Genomic DNA, 20942 nt, shown 5'->3' on the forward strand with positions numbered 1-20942 from the left:
TGTCACTTCCCGAGGCCGGAGGTGTCACTTCCCGAGGCCGGAGGCCCAGTCCTTCACGCTGTGGTACCAGTCGCGGGTGGCGTCCCAGAAGTTCTTGCCGTCGGCGACCCAGTCCCTGAGCGGGGTGAACTCCCAGACCGCCCAGGAGGCGACGGCCAGGATCAGGATCATGAACAGGCAGCCCTTGAGACAGCCGAGCCCCGGGATGCGCATGGGGTTCGCGCTGCGCTGCCGCCGCTGCCGGGGCTCGCGGCGCGGGGCCTCGGGCTCGGGCGGCGGCGCATAGTGCTGCGGCTGGGGCGGCTGCTGTTGGTAGGGCGCCTGGGGTTGAGGCGGCTGCTGCCTACGAGAGCGCTGCGGCGCGTAGGGCAACTGCTGTTGCTGGGGCGCCGGGTACTGCTGGGGCTGCTGACCGTAGGGCTGCTGCTGTTGGCCGTAGGGCTGCTGCGGCGGGTACTGCTGCTGGTGCTGCGGGGGTGCGGCCCGGCGGGTGGGGCGGCGGCGCAGCGGGTCCTGGCTCGGGTCGGGGTACTGGACCTGGGTCTGGTCATTGCGGTCGCGGGCGGCGCGCAGCTGGGTCTGCCACGGGTGCGGGCCGTCGGCCTGCTGCTCCGGCGGGACGGGCGGCATGGCGCGGGTGGGGTCGGCGCCGCCGTACGGGCCGGAGCCCGCGGGCAGCACCTGGGTGGGACCGGCGTCGGGACCGGCCGGGGTGTTGGGCAGCAGGCTGGTCGCCGCGTTGGGGTCGTACGCGTTGGGGTCGTACCCGCCGTTCGCCGCAGTCGTCGGCGGCAGGACCTGGGTGGGGTCGGCGTCTCCCGTCCCGCCGGCCAGGCCGGTGCCGGGGACCGTGGCGGGCTGCGGGTCGGGGGCGAGCAGGGCGGCGACGCCGAGGGCGGCCTCGGCCTGCGCGGGGGTCGCGTGCACTCCGACGCCCGCGGCGACGACGCGCAGGGCGCGGGCAAGGTGCTCGGCACCGGGCCGTTCCTCGGGCCGCTTGCGCAAGCAGCGCTCGATGACCGTCCACAGGGGTTCGGGAACGGTGGTGGGGCGGCGCGGCTCGGCGCTGAGGTGCTGGTGCAGCACCTCCAGCGCGGTCGCGCCGGCGAACGGCGGGCGGCCGGTGACCAGTTCGTACAGCAGGATGCCCGCGCCATAGATGTCGACGGCCGAGGTCTGCGGACGGCCCTCGGCGGACTCGGGCGCGACATAGGCCGGGGTGCCGACGAACTCATGGGTCCGGGTGAGGCCGGGCGAGTCCGCGAGGCGGGCGATGCCGAAGTCGGTGAGCATCGGATGCAGCTGTCCGCCCGTGTCCCTCAGCAGCACATTGGCGGGCTTGAGGTCACGGTGGACGACACCGTCGGCGTGGCTGGCGGCCAGGGCGTCGGCGATCTGGGCGGTCAGCAGGGCCGCCGCCACCGGCGTGAACGGGCCGTTCTCGCGCAGATAGCGGTGCAGGTCCGGGCCGTCGACGAGATCCATGACGAGCGCGAGCAGATCGCCCTCGACGACGAGGTCGCGGGTGCGGACGATATTGGGGTGGGTGAGCCGCAGGAGCACGGAGCGCTCGCGCAGGAAGCGCATCACCACGTCCGCGTCGTTCGCCAGCTCCTCCCTGAGGACCTTGATCGCGACGGTCTCGCCGGGCTGTCCGGGCACGGCGGCCTCGGCCCCGGCCGCCTCCCGCTGGCTGGCTCGCCAGACGGTGCCCGTGGCTCCGCGCCCGAGCGGCTCCTCGAGCAGGTATTTGCTGCCTACCGGCCGCACGTCATGCGCTCCCTGGTCGTGATCTCGTGAACCAAGCTGGTGGTGGCCTCTCTCGTACTCGGCCTTCCGCCCCACTGTAGTGCCGTCCGCCGAACCGCCGGATTGACGAATTCGGTGGGGCTTGGGAGAAAGACGCGCCTTCGGGACGCTTGGTTGCCGCGGGGGCTCCGGGGACGGGCCCGAAAGGGATCGGCGGAGACCGGAAACCCAGGGTCAAACTCCGGCCAACCCCTGGAACAAATCAGCCATTTCCCGGGTGCGATCCGGCGTTTTCGCGTCCTCTTCGCATCCTCGGATGGTCGGTCAAGATCACGAATTGGCTCTCCCCGGGCGCGCTGTCGGTGGCAGGTGCGAGGATGCTCGCAGCACGGTAGGGCGGGGGTGGAGCGGGGGCCCCGCACTCCGTGGTGACCTATACGTGTACGTGCCGAAGCACTCGTGCGCAGGTGGGGGAAGGGCTGCCCCCGCCGCGCAGCGGGGCAGGAAGGGACTGTGGACGCCGATGCAGATCCGGCTGACCGTCCTCGGGCCGCTCGGCGGCCACATCGCGCACTCCTGCGATGTGCTGGTGACGGCACCCGCGGGGACCGCGCTCGCCGGGGTGGCGAGCGGTCTTGCCGCCGCCGTCGCGGCGGCGGGCTCCGACCTCGGGAGCGGACCCGTCGTGGTCTACGCCGGGTCGGAGCGGCTGGACGCCCAGCGCTGTGCACTGGGCGAGCCACCGCTGATCGACGGTGCCGTGCTCTCGTTGGGCGCCCCGGCCGACCCGGAGCGGCACACGGGGGTGCCGCTGGCGGGCGTGCCGGAGGCGACCGCCCGGCTGCACGTCGTCTCCGGGCCGGACGCGGGCGGGGTGCACCTGCTGCACGGCGGCGAGGTACGCATCGGCCGGTCCTCGACCGCGGACATCCCGCTGGACGACCCCGATGTCTCCCGCCTGCACTGCGCGGTCAACGTCTCCGACGACGGCCGGGTCACCCTGCACGACCTCGGCTCCACCAACGGCACCACCCTGGGCGGCACCCCGGTCGACGACCGCCCGGTCCCGTTCCGCTCCGGCCCCCTGCTCCGGGTCGGCGAATCCACCCTCGCACTGCACGGCGCGGAAGCGGCCGCCGCCGCCCGGCCGCTCCCCACCACCCCCGACGGCGAGGGCCACCTACGCGTGACCACCGGCGTGCCCATGGCCCCCGCCGGGCCCGGGGGCCCAAGCCCCGCGCGGAGCGCGGGTGCGGCGGGCACCGCCCGCGAGGGCACGGGCGGTGACGGCACGCCGGGAGCGGGAGCCGCGGGCAGGGGCCCGGGTGCCCCGGCACCGGCAGGCCTCCCCGCGGGCGCGGGCCTGCCGCGAGCCACGGGAGCGGCAGACCTCTCCGGCACCGGAGGTACCGGCCGACCGGAGGCGGCGGGAGCCGCAGGCGCACCGGGCACGAGCTCGAGTCACCCGGCTGTCCCGGCACCGGCAGGCCTCCCCGGCGGTACGGGCGGGCCGGGAGCGGCGGGAACCACGGGCACGGCGGGCACGCGTCCGGGCGCCCCGGGCACTCCGGCACCGGAAAACCACGGGGGCGCGGGCCTGCCGGGAACCACCGGAGCGGCGGGCCTCCCCGGGGACACCCGCACCACGGCGACTCCAGGTCTCCCCGGCAGCCCGGGGGCCCCGAGGACGGCAGGCTCCCCCGACACACCCAACGCCCCGGCATCGGGGCTTCCCGGCCACGCGCACCAACCGGGAGCGGCGGGCTCTCCCGAGAGCGCCCATCCCACGGCAACCCCGGGCTTCCCCGGCAGCACGGGAGCCGCGGGTGCGGCGAGTCCACCCGGCGCCCCGAACGCCCCAACGCCGGCCGACCCCCCCGGGGGCAGCCGCTCCACGGCGTCCCCCGGGCTCCCGGGCGACCCGGGTGGGGTGGGCGCGCCGGGCATGGGCCCGGGCATCCCGGCACCGGCGGGCTTCCCCCGGAGCTCCCGCTCCACCGCGAACCCGGGCGACACGGGGCCCGCCGGGGCGGTGGGCGTTGCTCGCCGAGCAGATCACCCAGGGGCGGCCCCGGGCTTCCCCGGCAGCACACCGGACACCGGGACGGCAAGCTCCCCCGACACCTCGAGCACCCCGGCATCAGGGCTCCCCGGCAGCACCCACCGGCCGGAAGCCACCGGCCGCCCGGAGAGCGCCCACCGCACGGCAACCCCCGACTTCCCCGGTAGCCCAAACCGGCCGGGAACCACCGGCACCACAGGCCACCCCGGGAGCACCCGCCCGGCCACCACCCCGACCGGCCCGGAGGTCACGGCAACGGCGGGCCACGCCGGGAGTGCCCGGCACGCCGCACCCCCGGGCCCCGCAAGGACGGCAGGCCCACCCGGAGTCCCGGACACCCACCCGGGAGCCACGGACGCACCGGGCTTCGCCGGGAGCACCCGCCCTGCAACAACCCCGGGCGGTCCGGAGGCCGCACGGCCGACGGGCCCGCGAGGGGCGGCCGGAACCGCGGTACCGGCAGCCTTCCCCGGAAGCCGTCGCTCCGCGACAAACACGGCAGCCACAAGCACTCCGGGAACACCGGGGCCCACAAGTCTCGCCGGTCACACGGGTGTTGCGGACTTCTCGGCAAGCCCCCTGGCAGACCCGCGCCGTGCGGCCGAGCCGGGGGCACCGGCACTCCACGCGGAAGCGACGGGCTTCCCTCCCGGCACGGGCCACCCGGGAGGCACCGGCCCGGCCATCGGGGGAGCCCCGGCAGGATCAACGGGCGCCATGCCGCCGGGAGCACCAACTCCCCCCGGGCAGACGGGAACCACGGACTCCCCCGGAGCGGCGGGTGCCACGGACACCACCCGGGCCGGAGCCATCGGCACCGCCCGGTTCGGCACCCCCGCCCCCCGCACCGCCGCCACCGGCACACACGGCGGCCGCGGCGTCCCGCTGGCCGTCGCCGCCGAGTCGGGCACCGGCAAGCGCAACCGCGGCATAGCCGCCTGGGCGCGTCGGCTCACCGGCGCGCGCGGCGGTGCCCAGCGGCCGGAGCCCGTGCAGAGCAGGCCCCCCCTGGAGGCCACCGACAGCCGGCGCGTCCTCGCCACCGCGGCCGCGCTGCGCGAGCGCTGGCCGGATCCGGCGGCCGTGCTGCTGACGGCACTCGGCCCGGGCCCGCGCCTGTGGGAGCGCGGCCCGGAGCATCCGGATCTGCTGACCGTGCGGCTGGGCACGGCCGACCGCTATGGCACCGGCCTGCCCGAGGGCAGCGGTCCGCTGCCCTCCGTGCCGGTGACGGTCGGGCTGCGGCAGGCCGGGTCGCTCGGCCTCGCCGGGCCCCGGGCCCGGCTGTCCGGGCTGGCCCGGTCCGTCCTGGCGCAGTTGGCGGCGCTGCACTCCCCCACGGTGCTGGAGTACGTGCTGATCAGTGCCGACCGTTCGCGGAGCGCGGAGGAGCGGCAGGCGGAGTGGGCCTGGCTCGGCTGGCTGCCGCAGCTGCGCCCGGCGCATGGCGAGGACTGCCGGCTGCTGGTCGCCTACGACCGCGAGCAGGCCGCGGCCCGCACCGCCGAGCTGGCCCGCCGCCTGGACAACGGCCCGCTGGGTCCCGGCTGGGCCTCCGCACCGCCCGAGGCGGTCGCGGCGGCGGCCGGGCGGCACCGCGGCCCGTACACCGTGGTGATCGTGGACGGCGACCCGGGCACGGCCGTCCTGCGCGAGACGGTCGCCAGGCTGGCGGCCAACGGCGCGGCGGCGGGCATCCACCTCGTCTGTCTCGCGGACGCCCCGGCGACGACCCCTTCCTCGCCGGTCTCCGCCACCCTCGCCACCGCCCAGAGTGCCTCCCCGGCGTTCGCGCACTGCGGTGCCGTCGCCCTGCTCAGCGGAGACGTGGCCACGGTGGTCCAGGTCATCCCCCGCACGCCGGCCGTGGGCGGGGGCACGGTCGTCGCGGCCGTCGACGCGGTGTCCGAGGCCTGGGCTGAGCGGTTCGCCCGGGCGCTGGCACCGCTGCGGATGGCGGACTCGGCGGACGCCCAGGGGCAGACCGCGCGGGTCGCCGCGCTGCCCCGTACCGCCCGGCTGCTGGATGAGCTGGGTCTCGCCCGGGCCACTCCGGCGTCACTGACTGCGCGCTGGGCGGCCGCCCTGGACCGGGGCAACCGGCCCGGCGGGCGGGCCGTCGCCGTGCTGGGCGCCGGTCCGCACGGACCGCTCACCGTGGATCTGGTGACGGACGGCCCGCATCTGCTGGTGGAGGGCGGCCCCGGCAGCGGGAAGACCGAGCTGCTGCGCTCGCTGGCCGCCTCGCTCGCCGCGGCGGACCGGCCCGACCGGCTCTCGCTGGTGCTGGTCGACGGGGCGGCGGCGGAGCGCGGCGAGGGCCTGCGGGTGTGCACCGACCTGCCCCATGTCTCAACCTATCTGGCCGCCGCGGACCCGGTGCGGATGCGGGAGTTCGCGCAGGCGCTCAGCTCGGAGCTCAAGCGCCGCGCCGAGCTGCTGGGCCGGCTCGACTTCTCCGCGTGGCACGCCCGGCACACCCCGGCCACGCCCAAGGTGGTGAGTCCCCGGCGGTCGGTGGATCCCAGCACCGGTGAGCTCGACCCCGCGTCGACCGGCACCCTCCAGCTGCGCACCGCGCACAGCGACAGCACCACCCGTACCGCGGAGAACGCGCTGCCCCGACTGGTCGTCCTGGTCGACGACTTCGACGCCCTGGTCGCCCCGGCCCTGGGCAGCACCGGCCGCCCGGCGGCCGGTTCGGTCGTCCGGGCGCTGGAGTCCGTCGCCCGCGAGGGCGAGCGGCTCGGCGTGCACCTGGTGGCCGCGTCCGGCCGCCCGGACCGTACGGCCGACACCGCGGCCGCCGAACGGGCGGGCTTGCGGGCCTCCTTGGAGATCGCACCGCCGTCGGCCGACGGCGGCGGCCCGGCGGAGGGCGGCACCGGCGGCCCGGCCCCGGGCCGCGGCCGGCTGCGGCGGCCGGCCGCCGCGCACTCCGAGGCGGTGACGCCGTTCCAGTCGGGCCGGGTCACCGGCCGTATCCCGCGCACGGCTACCCTCCGCCCGACCGTGGTGCCGCTGGACTGGCGGCGCATGGGCGATCCGCCCACCCGCCGCCCGCTGCGCGAACTCGGCAATGGGCCAACTGACTTGGCGCTGCTCGCCAGTGCCCTCCAGCGCGCCGCACAGTCGGCAGGAGCACAGGCGGCTCCACCGCTGCTCTGACAACCTCCGCTCCCTTGCCGCCACATAACCGCACACTTCCCTGATTCAACATCACATCCCGGTCACGATCATTGAGTTGACCTGGAGCACAGTATTGCGACCACCCCCGACCAGGCGTAGGACTGTCGCACGGCGGTGCGGCTGCACAGCCGGTCGAACAGCGGCTGGTGGCACCGTCGTTCACGGGGTCCGGGCTCGGGAAGGACGGCAATGCTTACAGCTCCACGGAGGAAACGGGCGGCGCGCGGCGCACTGGCGCTGATCGCGGCGGGAGCCCTGGCGCTCACCGCGGCGGGCTGCGGCAGCGACGACAAGAAGGACGACGGCAAGGACGGCCAGAGCACCAAGCCCGCCCCGGGCGCCTCGGACGTCATCCCCAACACCGTCCAACTCCCCAAGCTCAATGGGCAGAAGCTCAAGGTCGCCGCGGTCTGGACGGGCGCCGAGCAGAAGAACTTCACCAAGGTCCTCGACGAGTTCAGCAAGCGCACCGGCGCCGAGGTGTCCTTTGTGCCCAGCGGTGACGACATGTCCTCCTTCATCGGCTCCAAGGTGGCGGGCGGCGACCCACCCGATGTGGCGATGCTCCAACAGCCGGGAGTACTACACGAGTTCGCCCAGAAGGGCTGGCTCAAGCCGCTGAGCGGCGAGGTCACCGCGGAGCTGAACAAGAACTTCGCCAAGGGCTGGCAGGACCTCGGCTCGTACCAGGGCAAGCAGTACGGCGTCTACTTCAAGACCAGCAACAAGTCCCTGATCTGGTACAACACCAAGATCTTCGAGGCGGCGGGCGCCCAGGAGCCCAAGACCTGGCCGGACTTCCTCAAGACCGCGCAGACGATCGCCGACTACGGCGTCTCCCCGGTCTCGGTCGCCGGCGCGGACGGCTGGACGCTCACCGACTGGTTCGAGAACATCTACCTCTCCCAGGCAGGACCGGAGAAGTACGACCAGCTCACCGTCCACAAGATCAAGTGGACGGACCCCTCCGTCAAGGAGGCGCTGACCACCCTCGGCCAGCTCTTCGGCAAGAAGGAGCTGCTGGCGGGCGGCAACAACGGTGCGCTCCAGACCCAGTTCCCCACGTCCGTCACCCAGACCTTCAGCGGCGGCGACAAAGCGAAGGCCGCCATGGTCTACGAGGGCGACTTTGTGGCCCCCAGCATCACCGGCGCCAAGGCGAAGATCGGCACGGACGCCAAAGTCTTCCCGTTCCCCAAGACCGGCGACAAGGCGCCGGTGGTGACGGGCGGCGATGTGGGCGTGGCCCTCAAGGGCGGCCAGGCCGCGCAGGCCCTGCTGACCTTCCTGTCCTCGCCGGACGCCGCCAGGATCTGGGCGCAGCAGGGCGGTTTCATCTCGGCCAACAAGAACCTGGATCCGGCCGCCTATCCGGACGACATCCAACGGTCCATCGCCAAGGCGCTGGTGGCGGCGGGCGACGACTTCCGCTTTGACATGTCCGACCAGGCACCGGCGGCCTTCGGCGGCAAGCCGGGGCAGGGCGAGTGGAAGGACCTCCAGGACTTCCTGCGCAACCCGGCGGACGTGGCGGGCACCCAGCAAAAGCTGGAGACCGACGCGGCCAAGGCGTTCAAGAACTGACGGGCCGGTACGGTGACCACCGCGACGGCGGGGGCCCCGGCGGGCCCCGCAGCGCCGCCACCGAGGAAGCGGCGTGGGAGCGCACTCGGCACCCGGCCATGGGTGGCCGCGTGCTTCCTGCTGCCGGCCCTGGCCCTGTTGGGCGCGCTTGTCGTCTACCCGATCGGCTACTCCGTCTACCGGAGCCTCTTCGACGCCTCCGGCCATGGCTGGGTGGGCTTCGACAACTACCACGAGGTGTTCAGCGACGACCGGATCCGGACGGCGCTGAAGAACAATGTGATCTGGGTGATCGTCGCCCCGAGCATCGCCACCGCCCTGGGTCTGATCTTCGCGGTGCTGACCGAACGGGTGCGCTGGGGCACGGCGTTCAAGCTGGTCGTCTTCATGCCGATGGCGATCTCCATGCTGGCGGCGGGCATCATCTTCCGCCTGGTGTACGAGCAGAACCCGGATCGCGGGGTCGCCAACGCGGTGTGGGTGAGCATCCATGACACCTTCGCCGAACCCGCGCCCTACCCCGGGGCGCATCCGCGGCCGACCGGGGATCTGGCCGCGAGCGGGGGCGGTTCGTTCACCACGAAGACGGTGGTGAAGGCGGGCACGCCCGCGGTGCTGCCGCTGGTGGCGGTGAAGCCGCAGGACGTGAGCGGCGCCAAGGACGCCGTTCCCGCGCAGGCGGTGCCGGGGAAGGTCACCGGCACGGTATGGCTGGACTTCGTCAAGGGCGGCGGAGGCACGCCGGGCCATATCGACAAGGGCAAGAAGGCGCTGAAGGGCGTCGAGGTCGAGGCGGTGCGCGGCGGCAAGGCGGTGGCCTCGGCGACGACGTCGCCGGACGGGACGTTCACGCTGCCGCAGTCGGCGGACGGGGCCCAACTCCGGCTTCCCGCATCGAACTTCTCCTCGCGCTACAACGGGGTCGAGTGGCTTGGCCCGTCGCTGGTCACTCCCTCCATCATCGGTGCGTACATCTGGATGTGGGCGGGCTTCGCGATGGTGCTCATCGCGGCCGGGCTGGCGGGGGTACCACGTGAACTCCTGGAGGCGGCCCGGGTGGACGGGGCGAACGAGTGGCAGGTCTTCCGCAAGGTGACGGTGCCGCTGCTGGCACCGGTGCTCGGGGTGGTGGTGATCACCCTGATGATCAATGTGCTGAAGATCTTCGACCTGGTCTACATCATCGCGCCCGGCTCCAGTCTGCCGGACGCCAATGTGCTGGCGCTCCAGCTCTATCAGTCGTCCTTCGGCACGGCCGTCAACCAGGGCGTGGGCAGCGCCATCGCCGTGCTTCTGCTGTTGCTGGTACTGCCGGTGGTGATCGTCAACATCCGGCGCATGCGTAAGGAGCGGCGGCGATGACCACTGCGGACACGGTCGTTCGCGCCCGGCGGTCACTGCCGACGCGCATTGCCTCCCGCCTCGGCGGGGGAATCATGCGGCTCTTCCTGGTCGCGGTCGGGCTGTTCTGGCTGATGCCCACGGTGGGACTGCTGTTGTCCTCGCTGCGGGACAGGTCGGATATCGCGGCGTCCGGCTGGTGGAAGGTCTTCAGCCACCCCGGACAGCTGACAACGTCCAGCTATGACACCTTGTTCCACAACGACAGGGTGATGCACTCCCTGTTGACCACCACCTTGATCACCGTCCCGGCCACCGCGCTGGTGATCCTGATCGGCGCGTTCGCGGGCTATGCCTTCGCCTGGCTCGAATTCCCCGGCCGTGACTGGTGGTTCATGGCCGTGGTGGCCCTGCTGGTGGTGCCCGTGCAGGTGGCGCTGATCCCGGTGGCGAAGCTCTTCAACGCCCTGGGCATCTTTGAGTCGACGGTGGGTGTGGTGCTGTTCCACACCGCCTTCGGGCTGCCCTTCGCCATCTTCCTGTTGCGCAACTTCTTCGCGGAGATCCCCCGTGAGCTGCTGGAGGCGGCCCGGCTGGACGGGGCGGGTGAACTGCGGCTGTTCACCCGGGTGGTGCTGCCGCTGGGCGGCCCGGCCATCGCCTCGCTGGGAATCTTCCAGTTCCTGTGGGTGTGGAACGACATGCTGGTCGGGCTGATCTTCGCGGACAGCGGCAATCCACCGATCACGGTGGCCCTCCAGCAGCAGGTCCGTCAGTTCGGCGACAATGTGGACATCCTCTCGTCGGGTGCCTTCCTCTCGATGGTTATTCCGCTGGCGGTGTTCTTCGCATTCCAACGGCAGTTTGTGAGCGGGGTGATGGCGGGGGCGATCAAGTAGGGTGCGGGCCGGGGGCGGCGGGACACGCATACCGTGACACCGCTCCCCCGCGCACAAACACCGTGCTCTCCTCCCGGCAACGCCCGTCCAGCAGCTGCTTCTTGGCGTGGTCGGCCCGCTGGGAACGGAACCAGCGACTGCCGACGGTGGTCGTGTCCCACACCACCCACAGCCGGGCCCGCGGCGACAGCCGGGCCAGCCGCGCGCCCAGCTCCCCCGTCCCGACATCCTCCCCATAGAGCGTGCCGGAGGCGGCCGCCGACCGCTTGAGGGTCAGATCACGCAGCCCCCTGAAGTCATGCGGATAGAAGAGGGCTATCCGGCGCTCGTAATGCGGCAGGAACAGCACCGCGTCCCCCGGCGCCGCCAGCCTCCCCACCACGGCGGCGACACGGGCCGGTTCATCCCCCCGGCTGGTGGGCAGCCGCTCCCGCTCCTGGTACGGGAGTTGCCAGGCGAAGGACGCCGCAATGGCCAGCACCCCGGCCACCACCACGATCCGCCGCCAGGGCAGTGACACGAGCAGCCGCTCCGCCCCGGCGGCCACCAGCAGCGGCACCCCGGCGAGGCAGAACAGCAGATAGCGGTCGAGGAACAGGGGCTGGCGCTGGGACGCCAGATAGAGCAGGACCGGCGGTACCAGTGCGAGCGGCAGCGCCACCGCGGTCAGTCGCAGCCTCCCGCCGCGGGGCGGTGGCAGGGGCGCCACCAGCGCCACGGCGATCAGCGGCAGACTCACCGACAGCACCAGTGGGCCGGGGCCCGCGAACGCCTCGACCAGGGCCTTCGCCTCCGCATATCCGGGCGTCCTGATCCAGGAGACCTGGTCGCTCTGGCGCTGCGACAGGACGGCCAGCGGGGCGAGGGCGGCGCAGGACGCGAGAGCCGCACACCCCCAGCCGCGCCAGGTCCGCCAGGGCACCCGGGAGCCGAGCAGCGTCACCGCATGCGCCGCGAGCAGCAGGATCGCGAACTCATGCAGCAGTGCGGTGACCGCGACCACGACGCCGTATCCGGCCCACCGCCGGGCGGAGCCCCGTTCGACGGCCGGTATCAGCAGCCTGGTGGCCAGCGCGGCGCCCGTGGCAACCAACGCATAGGAGCGGCCTTCCTGTGCGTAGTGGCTGACGAACGGGGTGGCGGCATAGAGCAGCCCGGCCCACAGGCCCACCCGGGGGCGCGCCAGACGACAGCCCAGGGCACCGACCAGTGCGGCGGTGGCGGCGGCGGCCAGGACGGACGGCAGCCGCAGCATGACCTCATCGGCGCGCACTGCCAGCACGGCGTGCATCAGCAGGTAGTACAGCCCGTGCACGGCGTCGACGCTGCCGAGCAGCCGGCCGATCCCGGTGAGGGAACGGCGGGCCACCTGGAAGGTGGCGCCCTCGTCCCGCCACATGGTGCCCCGGTCCAGCCCCCACAGCCCGAGGGCGAGCATGGCGCCGGCCGGCAGCAGCACGGCGGCGGCCACGGGGCCCCGCATGCCGCGCGCGCCCGGCAGACCGCGCAGGCCCCGCATGCCGCGCGGGCCCGGCGGACGCCCGGCGGTCTCCACCGCCGGGAGCGCGCCCTCGGCCGGTTCCGTCACCGCGCCCCCTGGGGAAGTCCGCCCCATCGCCGCCCCCTCCCATACCGTTCGGCCGCACCTCCAAGGAGAATGCACCGGTTAGGCCTACTTTGCGGATAAAAATATGTTCCGTGACAGTGAACGAGAGCGGAACCCCTGTCCGGCACCCCGCCCCCGGCGCCCTGCCGCCCGGGCAGGTCAGCGTGATCGTCATCGGCTTCGACGACGCCGGACACATCGCGGACGCCGTGCGCTCCGCCCTCGGCCAGGGCCCGGCGGTCGCCGAGGTCATCGCCGTGAACGACGGCTCCACCGACGGCACCGGCGCACTCCTCGACCAACTGGCCGCCGAACATGGCCGGTTGCGCGTCATCCACCGCACCGTCAACAGCGGTGGCTGCGGCACCCCGCGCAACGACGGGGTACGGGCGGCCACCGCGCCCTATGTGATGTTCCTCGACAGCGACGATGTGCTCCCCGCCGGTGCCGCGACCGCGCTGCTGGGCGCCGCCCTGCGCCATGACGCCCCGGTCGCGGCCGGACTGTGCGTACGCCGCGAACTCCCCGGCCTGCGCGACCGGCACTGGCAGCCCGGCCTCTATCACCGGCCCGCCGTCCATGACTCCCCCGAGGAGCGCCCGGCGCTGCTGCATGACACGCTCTGCGTCAACAAGCTCTACGCCCGCGGCTTTCTCGCCGAGCACCGGATCGCCTTCCCCGAAGGACCCTTCGCCTACGAGGACTTCGTCTTCGGAGCCCGGCTGCTGGCGGCCCGCCCGCGCATCGCGACCGTCCCCGACACCGTCTACATCTGGCATGTCCGCCGGGACGCGGCCCGGCCGTCCATCTCGCTCGACCGGGAGAACGTCACCAACTGGCAGGCCCGGGTGCGCGCCCATGAACACGGCGTGGAGATCTACCGCGCCGCGGGCTGCGAGACGCTGGCCCACGCGGCACGGGTCAAGTTCCTCGACCACGACCTGCGGATGTATGTACGCGAACTGCCCACGCGCGGGCCCGCCTACCGGCGGGCCTGGTGGCGCACCGCCCGGGACTGCCTGGCCGCATACGGCGAGGCCGAGCTGGCCGCCGCCCGCGCCCCGGCCCGCTGGATCGCCCGGGTCGTGCTGGCCGCCGAGCGGCCGCGCGACCTTGACCGGCTCGCCCAGCTCGCCGCCCGCCCGGCGCGGCTGCTGCCGCCGTATGCCCGGGCGGGCGGCGGTGCCGTGTGGGCGGACGACCTGCCGTCGGTCGCCCTCGACGGGCTCACCGGGCCCGGCGCCAAGCCGGTCCGGCGGCTGCCGGTCACGGTCGACGCGTCGGTGCGGATGCGGCTGGGGCCGCCTGGTGCACGAGCCGAGCTGTGGCTGCTGGTGCACGAGCTCTATGGGCGGCTTGCCCCGGCCCGGCCGTACGCCGTGGAGGTGGAGCTGCGGCTGCGGGGCGGCAGCCGGGTGCTGGAGTTCAGCGCACCGCTGGCCGGGTGGGGCTCCGGGTGGACCGCCCGGTTGCCGGTCCGGCTCGGCGCGCTCGCCGGGCCGGACGGCCGGGACGGCATGCCACATATGTGGGACGTGCGCGTGGGGTTGAGGTGTTTCCGGGGCGGGTGTGTGCGGACGGCTGTGCGGGGTGCGGGTGGGCTGCGCCCGTTCGCCCTGCCGAGCCTGCGCCATGGGGTGCTGCTGGTGCAGCCCTGTTCGGCGGCCGGTGGTTCGCTCGCTCTGCGGGTGGGCTGGGGGGTGCGGTGTGTGCTGGGCATCGCCGTCCGCCGAGTGCGCCGCCGGGGGGCACGTGCCGTCGGCGCGTAGCGACACCCACCCGTTGCGCACACCCGTGCGGCCGGGCTTTCCGGTGGAGAGCAATGGCCGTTGGCGGCCGCCCTGTTGGGGCGGCCTCATCGGTCGGTCTCCTCGAACAGCGCCTCCCAGCGATCCAGCACCACCGGCAGCGCCAGCGGGGCGACGTGCTCGCGCGCCGCGCGTCCATAGCGCTCGCGCAGTCGCCCGTCCTCGACCAGCTCGCGCAGGGCCGCCGCCAGGGCCGCCGTGTCGCCCGGCGGCACCAGCGTGCCCGTGCGGCCGTGGTCGACCAGCTCGCGCACCCCGCCCGACAAGTCGAAGCTCACACAGGGCACTCCGGCGGCGGACGCCTCGGCCAGCGCCATGGGGCGGCCCTCGCGCTCACTGCTCACGGCCACCACGGACAACTCCCGGTAGGCGCCCGCCATATCGCGCACACTGCCCCGGAAGCGGACCCGGCCGCCGATGCCGAGCCGCACGGCCCGCGCCCTCAGCCGCCCCTCCAGCGGGCCGTCGCCGAAGAAGTGCAGCTCCCACTCCGGGTATTCGGCACAGGCCAGGGCGAAGGCGTCGATCAGCAGATCGAGCCGCTTGACCGGCTCCAGCCGGCCGACCGCGCCGATCCGCCGGGTGTCCAGCGGAGCCCGCCCCGCCGGGGTGAAGGGCAGCGGATTGGGCAGCACCGCCGCATTGGGCAGCCGTCGGCGGCGGAACTCCGCCGCATCCGCCTCGCTGAGGAAGAGCGACTTCTCCAGTGCGGGGTAATGCCTGAGGATCAGCCGGAGGTTGTCGGTGCCACAGGCCTGTGCAAAGGACTCGTGATACTGCCCGATCCCCTTGAGGCGGTGGCCGATCGGCTCCAGCCAGTCCGCCGCCCAGGGCGAGCCGATGATGACCAGGCCGTGCGGTACCGCAGCGAACCGGCGGGCCAGCCGCGCCCGGGCGCGGTCCCGCTCCCGCCGCTCGGCACGCGCGGCCCGCAGCCGGGCCGGGCTCAGCCGCTCGCCCAGCGAGCAGGCCTCCCAAGGGGGTGGCGGGAGCGAGCGGTAGAGCGTGGCGTGCCGGTATGCCGGGCGGGCCTGATAGGTGTGCGGTTCGGGGCTCGGCCGGATGCCGATCAGCTCCACGCGGTGCCCGCGCTCTGCGAAGCCCTGGGCAAGGGTGTGCAGCACCCGCTGGGAACCGCCCATCGAGTCGACATCGACGCCGACCAGGAAGAGATTGCGCCGGATCATCGGGCTCGTCCCCCTTCGGACTCCTGGACGGCACGGCCCTCATCGGCACGGCCCTCATCGGCACGGCCCGCAAAAAACATGTCGACCACGGCCTTGCTCGCCCGCCCCGTCTCCAGGGGGTTGAAGCGTGCCTGGAACCGCTCATACGCCCCGGCCCACTGCTCGCGCACCGCCGCCAGGTCGCGCAGGGCAGCGACCAGTTCGCCCGGGTCGCCCAGCACCGGGCCCGGGGCGATGGCGGCCAGGTCGTAGTAGGTGCCCCGCACCGTGGTGCGGTACCGCTCATAGTCGTCGGCGTAGAGCAGGATGGGCCGGCCCAGGTTGGCGTAGTCGAACATCACCGAGGAGTAGTCGGTGAGCAGTGCGTCCGAGGCGAGCAGCAGGTCGTTGAGGTCGGTGAACTCCCGCCCGTCGCGCACCGCGTGACCCAGCTCGCGGGGCACGGTGAAGCGCTCGTAGTAGTGCGGGCGGACCACGATCGTCCACTCCTCCCCGGTGCCGCGCACCAGCTCCGCCAGGTCGACCCTGATCGACTCGCCGCTGTCGCGGGCCCCGTCACGGAAGGTGGGTGCATAGAGCAACAGCTTGCGCCCGTCCGGGATCTGCAGCCGCGCCCGGGTGGTGGCCGCGCGCTCGCGCTGCTCGGGGTCGTTCCAGCGGACGAGCACATCATTGCGGGGCAGGCCGGTGCGCAGCAGCTCGCCGGTGAAGCCATTGGCCCGGACGAAGGTCCGCTCGAACTCCGGGCTGGGCGCGATGAGGGCGTCCCAGCGGGCCACCATGGCCCGGTGCTGCCGAAGCCGCCCGGGGCCGGCCAGCCGCAGCTCCGGCACGTCGAAGCCCATGTGTTTGAAGGCCTGGCCGTGCCAGGTCTGGAGGTAGCGGGTGTCGGGGCGTTTGGTGAAGGGCAGCGGGAAGCCGTGCGAATCCACCCAGTAGCGGGCGCGGGCCACCGTCCGGGCGTACTCCCAGCTGCCCCGTCTGATGAGCGGCACGCCCTCGGGGTAGCCGGTGCGGCTGCCGGTGTAGGACCACACGGCGCGCAACGGGAGGTCACGGCGGAGGAGTTCCTCATGGATGTAGCGGGGGCTGTCGGCGTAGCCGCGGCCCTCCAGGGCCTCGAAGACGACCAGTTGGTCGTCGACGGGGAGCCGGTGCAGCTCATGGCAGACCAGGGCCTTGCCGCGCACTCCGGTGACGCGGCGGGTCAGCCGCTGGATGCGGTGGCGGACCGGCGCCAGATACGGGGCCACGGCCTCGGCGCGGCCGAGGGCGCCCGCGCGCTCCCAGCCGAGCTCGAGCCGCCCGGCGCCGCGCCCCTCACAACCGATGTGCACCTCATGGCCGTTGAGCCGGGCGCGCAGCGTCGGCCGGTCGGCGGGGGCCAGGATGGGGTCGGTGCGGGTGAGGCCCTGTCGCTCGAGGAGGACGACGGGGTGGCGGCGGCCCCGGAATCCCTTGCGGCCGAGCGGGACGCGGCCGAGGTCCAGGCCGAACTCGGCGATGCGCAACCCGGCCTGCCGGGGGGCGGGTTGATAGCGGAAGGGGACGGTGAGCGGGGCCGAGGCGGTGGTGATGCGCAGCTCGGCGGTGACGGCGGTGGATCCGGACAGCAGCCGCGCCGGATCGTGGGTGTGCAGGGTGATCCGCAGATATGAGCCATGCGGGACGATCTTGGCCACCTCATGCCGCAGCGGGCCGGTGGCGAAGGACTGGTCGCCCAAGTGCCAGTCGGTGATGTCGAGTTCGGCGGCGTCGCGGGCGCTGCCGGGCGGGTGGGCGCCCCAGTAGGTGCGCCCGGCGTCGCGCACGACATGGCGCGGGGCGAGCCGGGGCCGGTCCAGGGTGCGGGCGCACTCGGCGGCCTCGGCATACCGGCCGGCGCCCAGCAGATACTGGCAGATCCGCTGCTCGCGGGGGATGGCGTCGAAGGCCTCGGGGGCGAGGGTCGCCAGATAGGGCGTGACGGCGGCGGCGAACTCCTCCGTCCACCGCCGGTCGCGGAAGGGCAGGTCGCCGAGGTGGAGGCGGAGGTCGTGGCCGAGGAACGCCCGGTCCTTGGCGGGTCCGAGGTCGGAGTTGCCGCTCTCCGCCAGGAAGGCGTCGGTCAGCCGGGCCACCGCGATGCGGTCCGTCACATTGCGGATCCGGTGTCTGCTGGAGGAGATGGAGGGGGCGTCCGGGTCGGCGGCCAGCCGCCAGGTGTAGATGGGCCAGGGGACCACGGCGAAGCGCTGGGCGAGGGTGTAGGCCTGGGCGCTGAAGAGCTGGTCCTCATAGTGCACTCCTTCGGCGAAGCGCAGGCGGTGCCGGGCGAGGAAGTCGGCGCGGTAGAGCTTGTTGGTGGAGAGGTGGTCGAGGAAGTATTCGGGTGCGGCGCGGATGCCCTCCAGGACGCGGGAGTCCGCGAAGAGCTCCGGGTACCACAGGCCGGTGGTGCCGGTGCGTTCGAAGAGCCGGGTGACCGCCCCGGCGACCAGGTCGGCGCCGGTGCGCTCGGCGGTGAGCAGCAGTGACTTGCAGGCGTGGTAGGGCAGTTCGTCGTCGCTGTCGAGGAACATCACATGGGGCGCCGCGGCCGCCCGCATCCCGGCGTTGCGCGGGGCGCCGCAGCCGCCGCTGTTGGCGGGCAGTCGCAGGCAGCGCACCCGGGGGTCGGCTTCGGCCAGGGTGCGGGCGATGGCGAAGGTGTCGTCGGTCGAGCAGTCGTCGACGACGAGGACTTCGAGGTTGTGCAGCGACTGTGCGAGGACGGACCGCACGGCGCGCGGCAGTCGCTCGGCGTCGTTGTAGACGATCACGATGACGCTGACCTCGGGTCGGGTCTGAGCAGCGGTCACAAGTCACCTCGTTTCGGAAGGATTCCGGGGATCGGGATCACTACTCAGAGAGTAGATGCCACCACTGACAGTGACCTCTGTCGCGCTGCGCGGACGCGTTCGCCAGGTGGCCAGCGCCAGTACCGCCGCCACTCCGGTGAACATCACGATGTCCTTGTAGGCGTGCCGCCGTGCGCTGCCCAGCTCCGGCCAGGGCACTCCGGCCAGTTGGGGGACCAGCACCATCCAGAACCACACCGAGCGCACGGCCGCCCCGCGCACCACCACCGAGGCCGCCAGCGACGGCAGCACCACCAGCGCGTAGTGCAGGAAGGACGGGCGGGACACCACAAAGGCCGCGAGCATCAGCAGCGAGGCGCACTCCACCAGCCGCAGCCCCTCCTCGCCCCCGCGCCGCCAGCGCAGCCGGGCGAAGCCGAGCACCACCAGTGCCAGGATCACCGCGGCCGTGAAGGCGACCGGCTTGGGCAGCCCCAGCCTGAGCAGCATGGCGGACCACGAGGCGTCATAGGGCTGGGCGTAGGCGTCCTGCCCGTGCAGCAGGAAGGGGAGCGTCTTGGTGAGGAACAGCCTGGAGCGGGGCAGGGCGAGCGCGGCCCACAGGGACACCGCGGCGGGGACGGCCACCGCCGCGGCCAGCGGCCGCCACCGCCGGGCGAGGACGAACAGCAGCAGGACGGGCACCAGCATCGGCTTCAGCGCGATCGCCGCCCCGACCGTCGCGCCGGCGGCACACCACCTCCCGCGCCGCGCCAGCAGCAGGCCGGCGGGAAAGGCCACCACCGAGGCCGCCGTCCAGTTGCCGAGATGGATGATGCTCTGGAAGGGGAGCGAGAAGGCGAGCCCGACGGCCATGGCGGCCGAGAGTCTGCTGTCCGCCCGCACCCGGAAGATCCCCAGCGCCAGCAGCGCCCCCGCCAGCACCAGCAGGGCGGTGACGGCGGGCACCGCGTAGAACAACGTCCGTTCGCCGAGCGGCGCTTGGGGCAGGGCCGCGAACACGGCACCCGGCGGATAGAGGAACCGCTTGTCCGCGTACGGCGAGCCGCCGTCGAGCAGGGTGCGGGCGGCGCGCACCACGACCGCGTTGTCGATGCCCGTACGTTCGTCCCCCAGCACCCGGCCGGCGCTCAGCAGGAACAGCAGCAGCGCGGCGGCCAGTACCGGCCAGGAGGCCCGGCCGCGCAGCCACCGGGCGAAGTCGTCCCGCGCCTCGGTCATCGGCCGGTCACCTCCAGCAGCAGCAGTCCCCCGGATCCCATGGCAGCCCGCCGCACCGCGGGGTCGTCCGGCGCGAGGCCGGGACCGCCGCGGCGCTGCAGCACCCAGCGCACGCCGTATCTGCCGAGGACGCCGAGCCGTTCGGCCCGGGTGGTGGCCGGTGCGTAGTAGCGCCGGGTTGCCTCCCGGCGCTGTCGCTCGTCGGACAGGAACACATCGGGGTAGGCCGGGGCGACGGTGTAGGGGCCGTAGGCGGGGAGCATCCGCAGCGCGTAGTAGTCGTCCGTCAGCACCGTCGCTCCGGCCGGCACCCGGCGGGCGGCCCAGTCGAACGGCGGCCAGGGGGCGACGGCGGGGACATGGCGCCGTACGGCCCGGGCGACGGGGGCCGGCAGGGCGTAGGTCAGCACCCCGGCCTGGGTCCAGGCGCCCACCAGCAGGGCCGCCGCGGTCACGGCGACGAGCCGGTTGATCCGGGGGGCCGCCGCCGTCTCGATGGCGAGGGCCAGCTGGGCGGGGATGAGCACGGCGGGCAGGATCCGCCCCCACGACCAGTGGCCGCTCAGGCCGCCCGCGGCGAAGGCGGCCAGGCCCAGGGCGAAGAAGAGCGCCAGCGGATCGCGGCGGTCGCGCCGCAGGCGCGCGCCCAGGGCCGCGACACCCAGGGCCAGCAGGCAGAACTTCGCCGCGAGATGGTCGTACAGCGGCCGGTGGATCTCCTCCAGGCCGCCGGTGCCCAGCAGCGCGGTGTACGGGTAGTACGGCCAGCAGAGCAGCACCGCCAGGGCGAGCGCACCCGCCGCCCCGGCCCGCAGCCACACCGCGCGCGCGGGCCACGGCCGGGCGCCCAGCAGCAGCGCGAGCACGCCCAGCACGGCCACCGCGCCGGTGTACTGATGGCTCAGCAGCACCAGGGCAAGCAGCAATCCCAGTCCCAGGAAGGGCACCGGGCCCCAACCACCGCACAGGGCACGGCGCAACAGGGCCCACAGATGGAAGCTCAGACCGAGGGCGAAGGTGCTCGGGTAGGCGAGCGTCAGGGCGAGCGAGGTGAGGCCCGGCACCCCGCTCCAGGCGAACAGCCGCAGGCCGTACAGCAGCAGCAGGCACAGCAGCGCCAGCGGGACCGCCGCGCGCCGGTCGGTCAGCGTGCGGACCATCGCCCGCACGCCGGTGACCAGCAGGACCAGGGCGACGAGCGCGGCCGCCCGCAGCACCGCGAAGGCGCTCCAGCCGGTGGCCTTGGCGAGCAGCGCCAGCAGGACCATCCACGGCGAGTAGTAGGGGCTGGGGGTGTCCGCGTCCACCAGCGGATTGCCCGGGTGGAGCAGGTCCGTGCGCAGCCGCTCCAGTACGGCGGCGTGCATCCCCAGGTCCCCCGCCCAGGGCAGCCGCACCGCCATCAGCAGCAGCAGGGCCACCGCCGGCAGGGCGGCGGCCATGGCCGCCCGGTACG

11 protein-coding genes are annotated in these 20942 nt (G+C 73.8%); 5 read left to right on the forward strand and 6 right to left on the reverse strand.

From position 1 onward, the window contains the following. Positions 1 to 24: 24 nt before the first annotated feature. Entirely contained in the window at positions 25 to 1770 is a 1746-nt protein-coding gene (locus tag ABCR83_RS23175; protein WP_462697063.1) for a serine/threonine-protein kinase, read from the reverse strand. Between the two features lie 502 nt (positions 1771 to 2272). Between ABCR83_RS23175 and ABCR83_RS23180 the strand changes: the two genes are divergently transcribed. The 4 genes from ABCR83_RS23180 to ABCR83_RS23195 all read left to right on the forward strand — a co-directional run bounded on the left by ABCR83_RS23180 (position 2273) and on the right by ABCR83_RS23195 (position 10824). Then, entirely contained in the window at positions 2273 to 6979 is a 4707-nt protein-coding gene (locus ABCR83_RS23180; RefSeq protein ID WP_462697064.1) for an FtsK/SpoIIIE domain-containing protein, read from the forward strand. Positions 6980 to 7189: 210 nt separating this feature from the next. Continuing rightward, on the forward strand, positions 7190 to 8584 hold the full coding sequence (locus tag ABCR83_RS23185) for an ABC transporter substrate-binding protein (RefSeq protein ID WP_462697065.1): 1395 nt from the start codon (positions 7190 to 7192) through the stop codon (positions 8582 to 8584). 12 nt (positions 8585 to 8596) lie between these two features. Then, positions 8597 to 9946, forward strand: coding sequence for a carbohydrate ABC transporter permease (locus tag ABCR83_RS23190; protein WP_462697066.1), 1350 nt, complete (start codon positions 8597 to 8599; stop codon positions 9944 to 9946). Further along, entirely contained in the window at positions 9943 to 10824 is an 882-nt protein-coding gene (locus ABCR83_RS23195) for a carbohydrate ABC transporter permease (RefSeq protein WP_462697067.1), read from the forward strand. The genes ABCR83_RS23190 and ABCR83_RS23195 overlap by 4 nt, the downstream gene beginning before the upstream one ends. Here ABCR83_RS23195 and ABCR83_RS23200 read toward each other — a convergent pair. After that, positions 10817 to 12412 (reverse strand): glycosyltransferase family 39 protein, encoded by a 1596-nt coding sequence (locus ABCR83_RS23200; protein ID WP_462697068.1) that lies wholly within the window; start codon positions 12410 to 12412, stop codon positions 10817 to 10819. The genes ABCR83_RS23195 and ABCR83_RS23200 overlap by 8 nt on opposite strands. Before the next feature lie 116 nt (positions 12413 to 12528). Here ABCR83_RS23200 and ABCR83_RS23205 point away from each other — a divergent pair, with 116 nt between their 5' ends. Further along, entirely contained in the window at positions 12529 to 14199 is a 1671-nt protein-coding gene (locus ABCR83_RS23205; RefSeq protein ID WP_462697079.1) for a glycosyltransferase family 2 protein, read from the forward strand. An 86-nt stretch (positions 14200 to 14285) separates the two neighbouring features. Here ABCR83_RS23205 and ABCR83_RS23210 read toward each other — a convergent pair whose 3' ends face one another. The 4 genes from ABCR83_RS23210 to ABCR83_RS23225 are packed head-to-tail and all read right to left on the reverse strand — an operon-like array spanning position 14286 to position 20928. Beyond that, on the reverse strand, positions 14286 to 15425 hold the full coding sequence (locus ABCR83_RS23210) for a glycosyltransferase (RefSeq protein WP_462697069.1): 1140 nt from the start codon (positions 15423 to 15425) through the stop codon (positions 14286 to 14288). Further along, positions 15422 to 18265 (reverse strand): bifunctional glycosyltransferase/CDP-glycerol:glycerophosphate glycerophosphotransferase, encoded by a 2844-nt coding sequence (locus ABCR83_RS23215; protein ID WP_462697070.1) that lies wholly within the window; start codon positions 18263 to 18265, stop codon positions 15422 to 15424. Before ABCR83_RS23215 ends, ABCR83_RS23210 begins: the two co-directional genes overlap by 4 nt. 3 nt (positions 18266 to 18268) lie before the next feature. Continuing rightward, positions 18269 to 19486, reverse strand: coding sequence for a glycosyltransferase family 87 protein (locus ABCR83_RS23220; RefSeq protein ID WP_462697071.1), 1218 nt, complete (start codon positions 19484 to 19486; stop codon positions 18269 to 18271). Beyond that, positions 19483 to 20928, reverse strand: coding sequence for a hypothetical protein (locus ABCR83_RS23225; RefSeq protein WP_462697080.1), 1446 nt, complete (start codon positions 20926 to 20928; stop codon positions 19483 to 19485). The genes ABCR83_RS23220 and ABCR83_RS23225 overlap by 4 nt, the downstream gene beginning before the upstream one ends. Between the last annotated feature and the right edge of the window lie 14 nt (positions 20929 to 20942).

The organism is Streptomyces xingningensis, assembly GCF_054957865.1.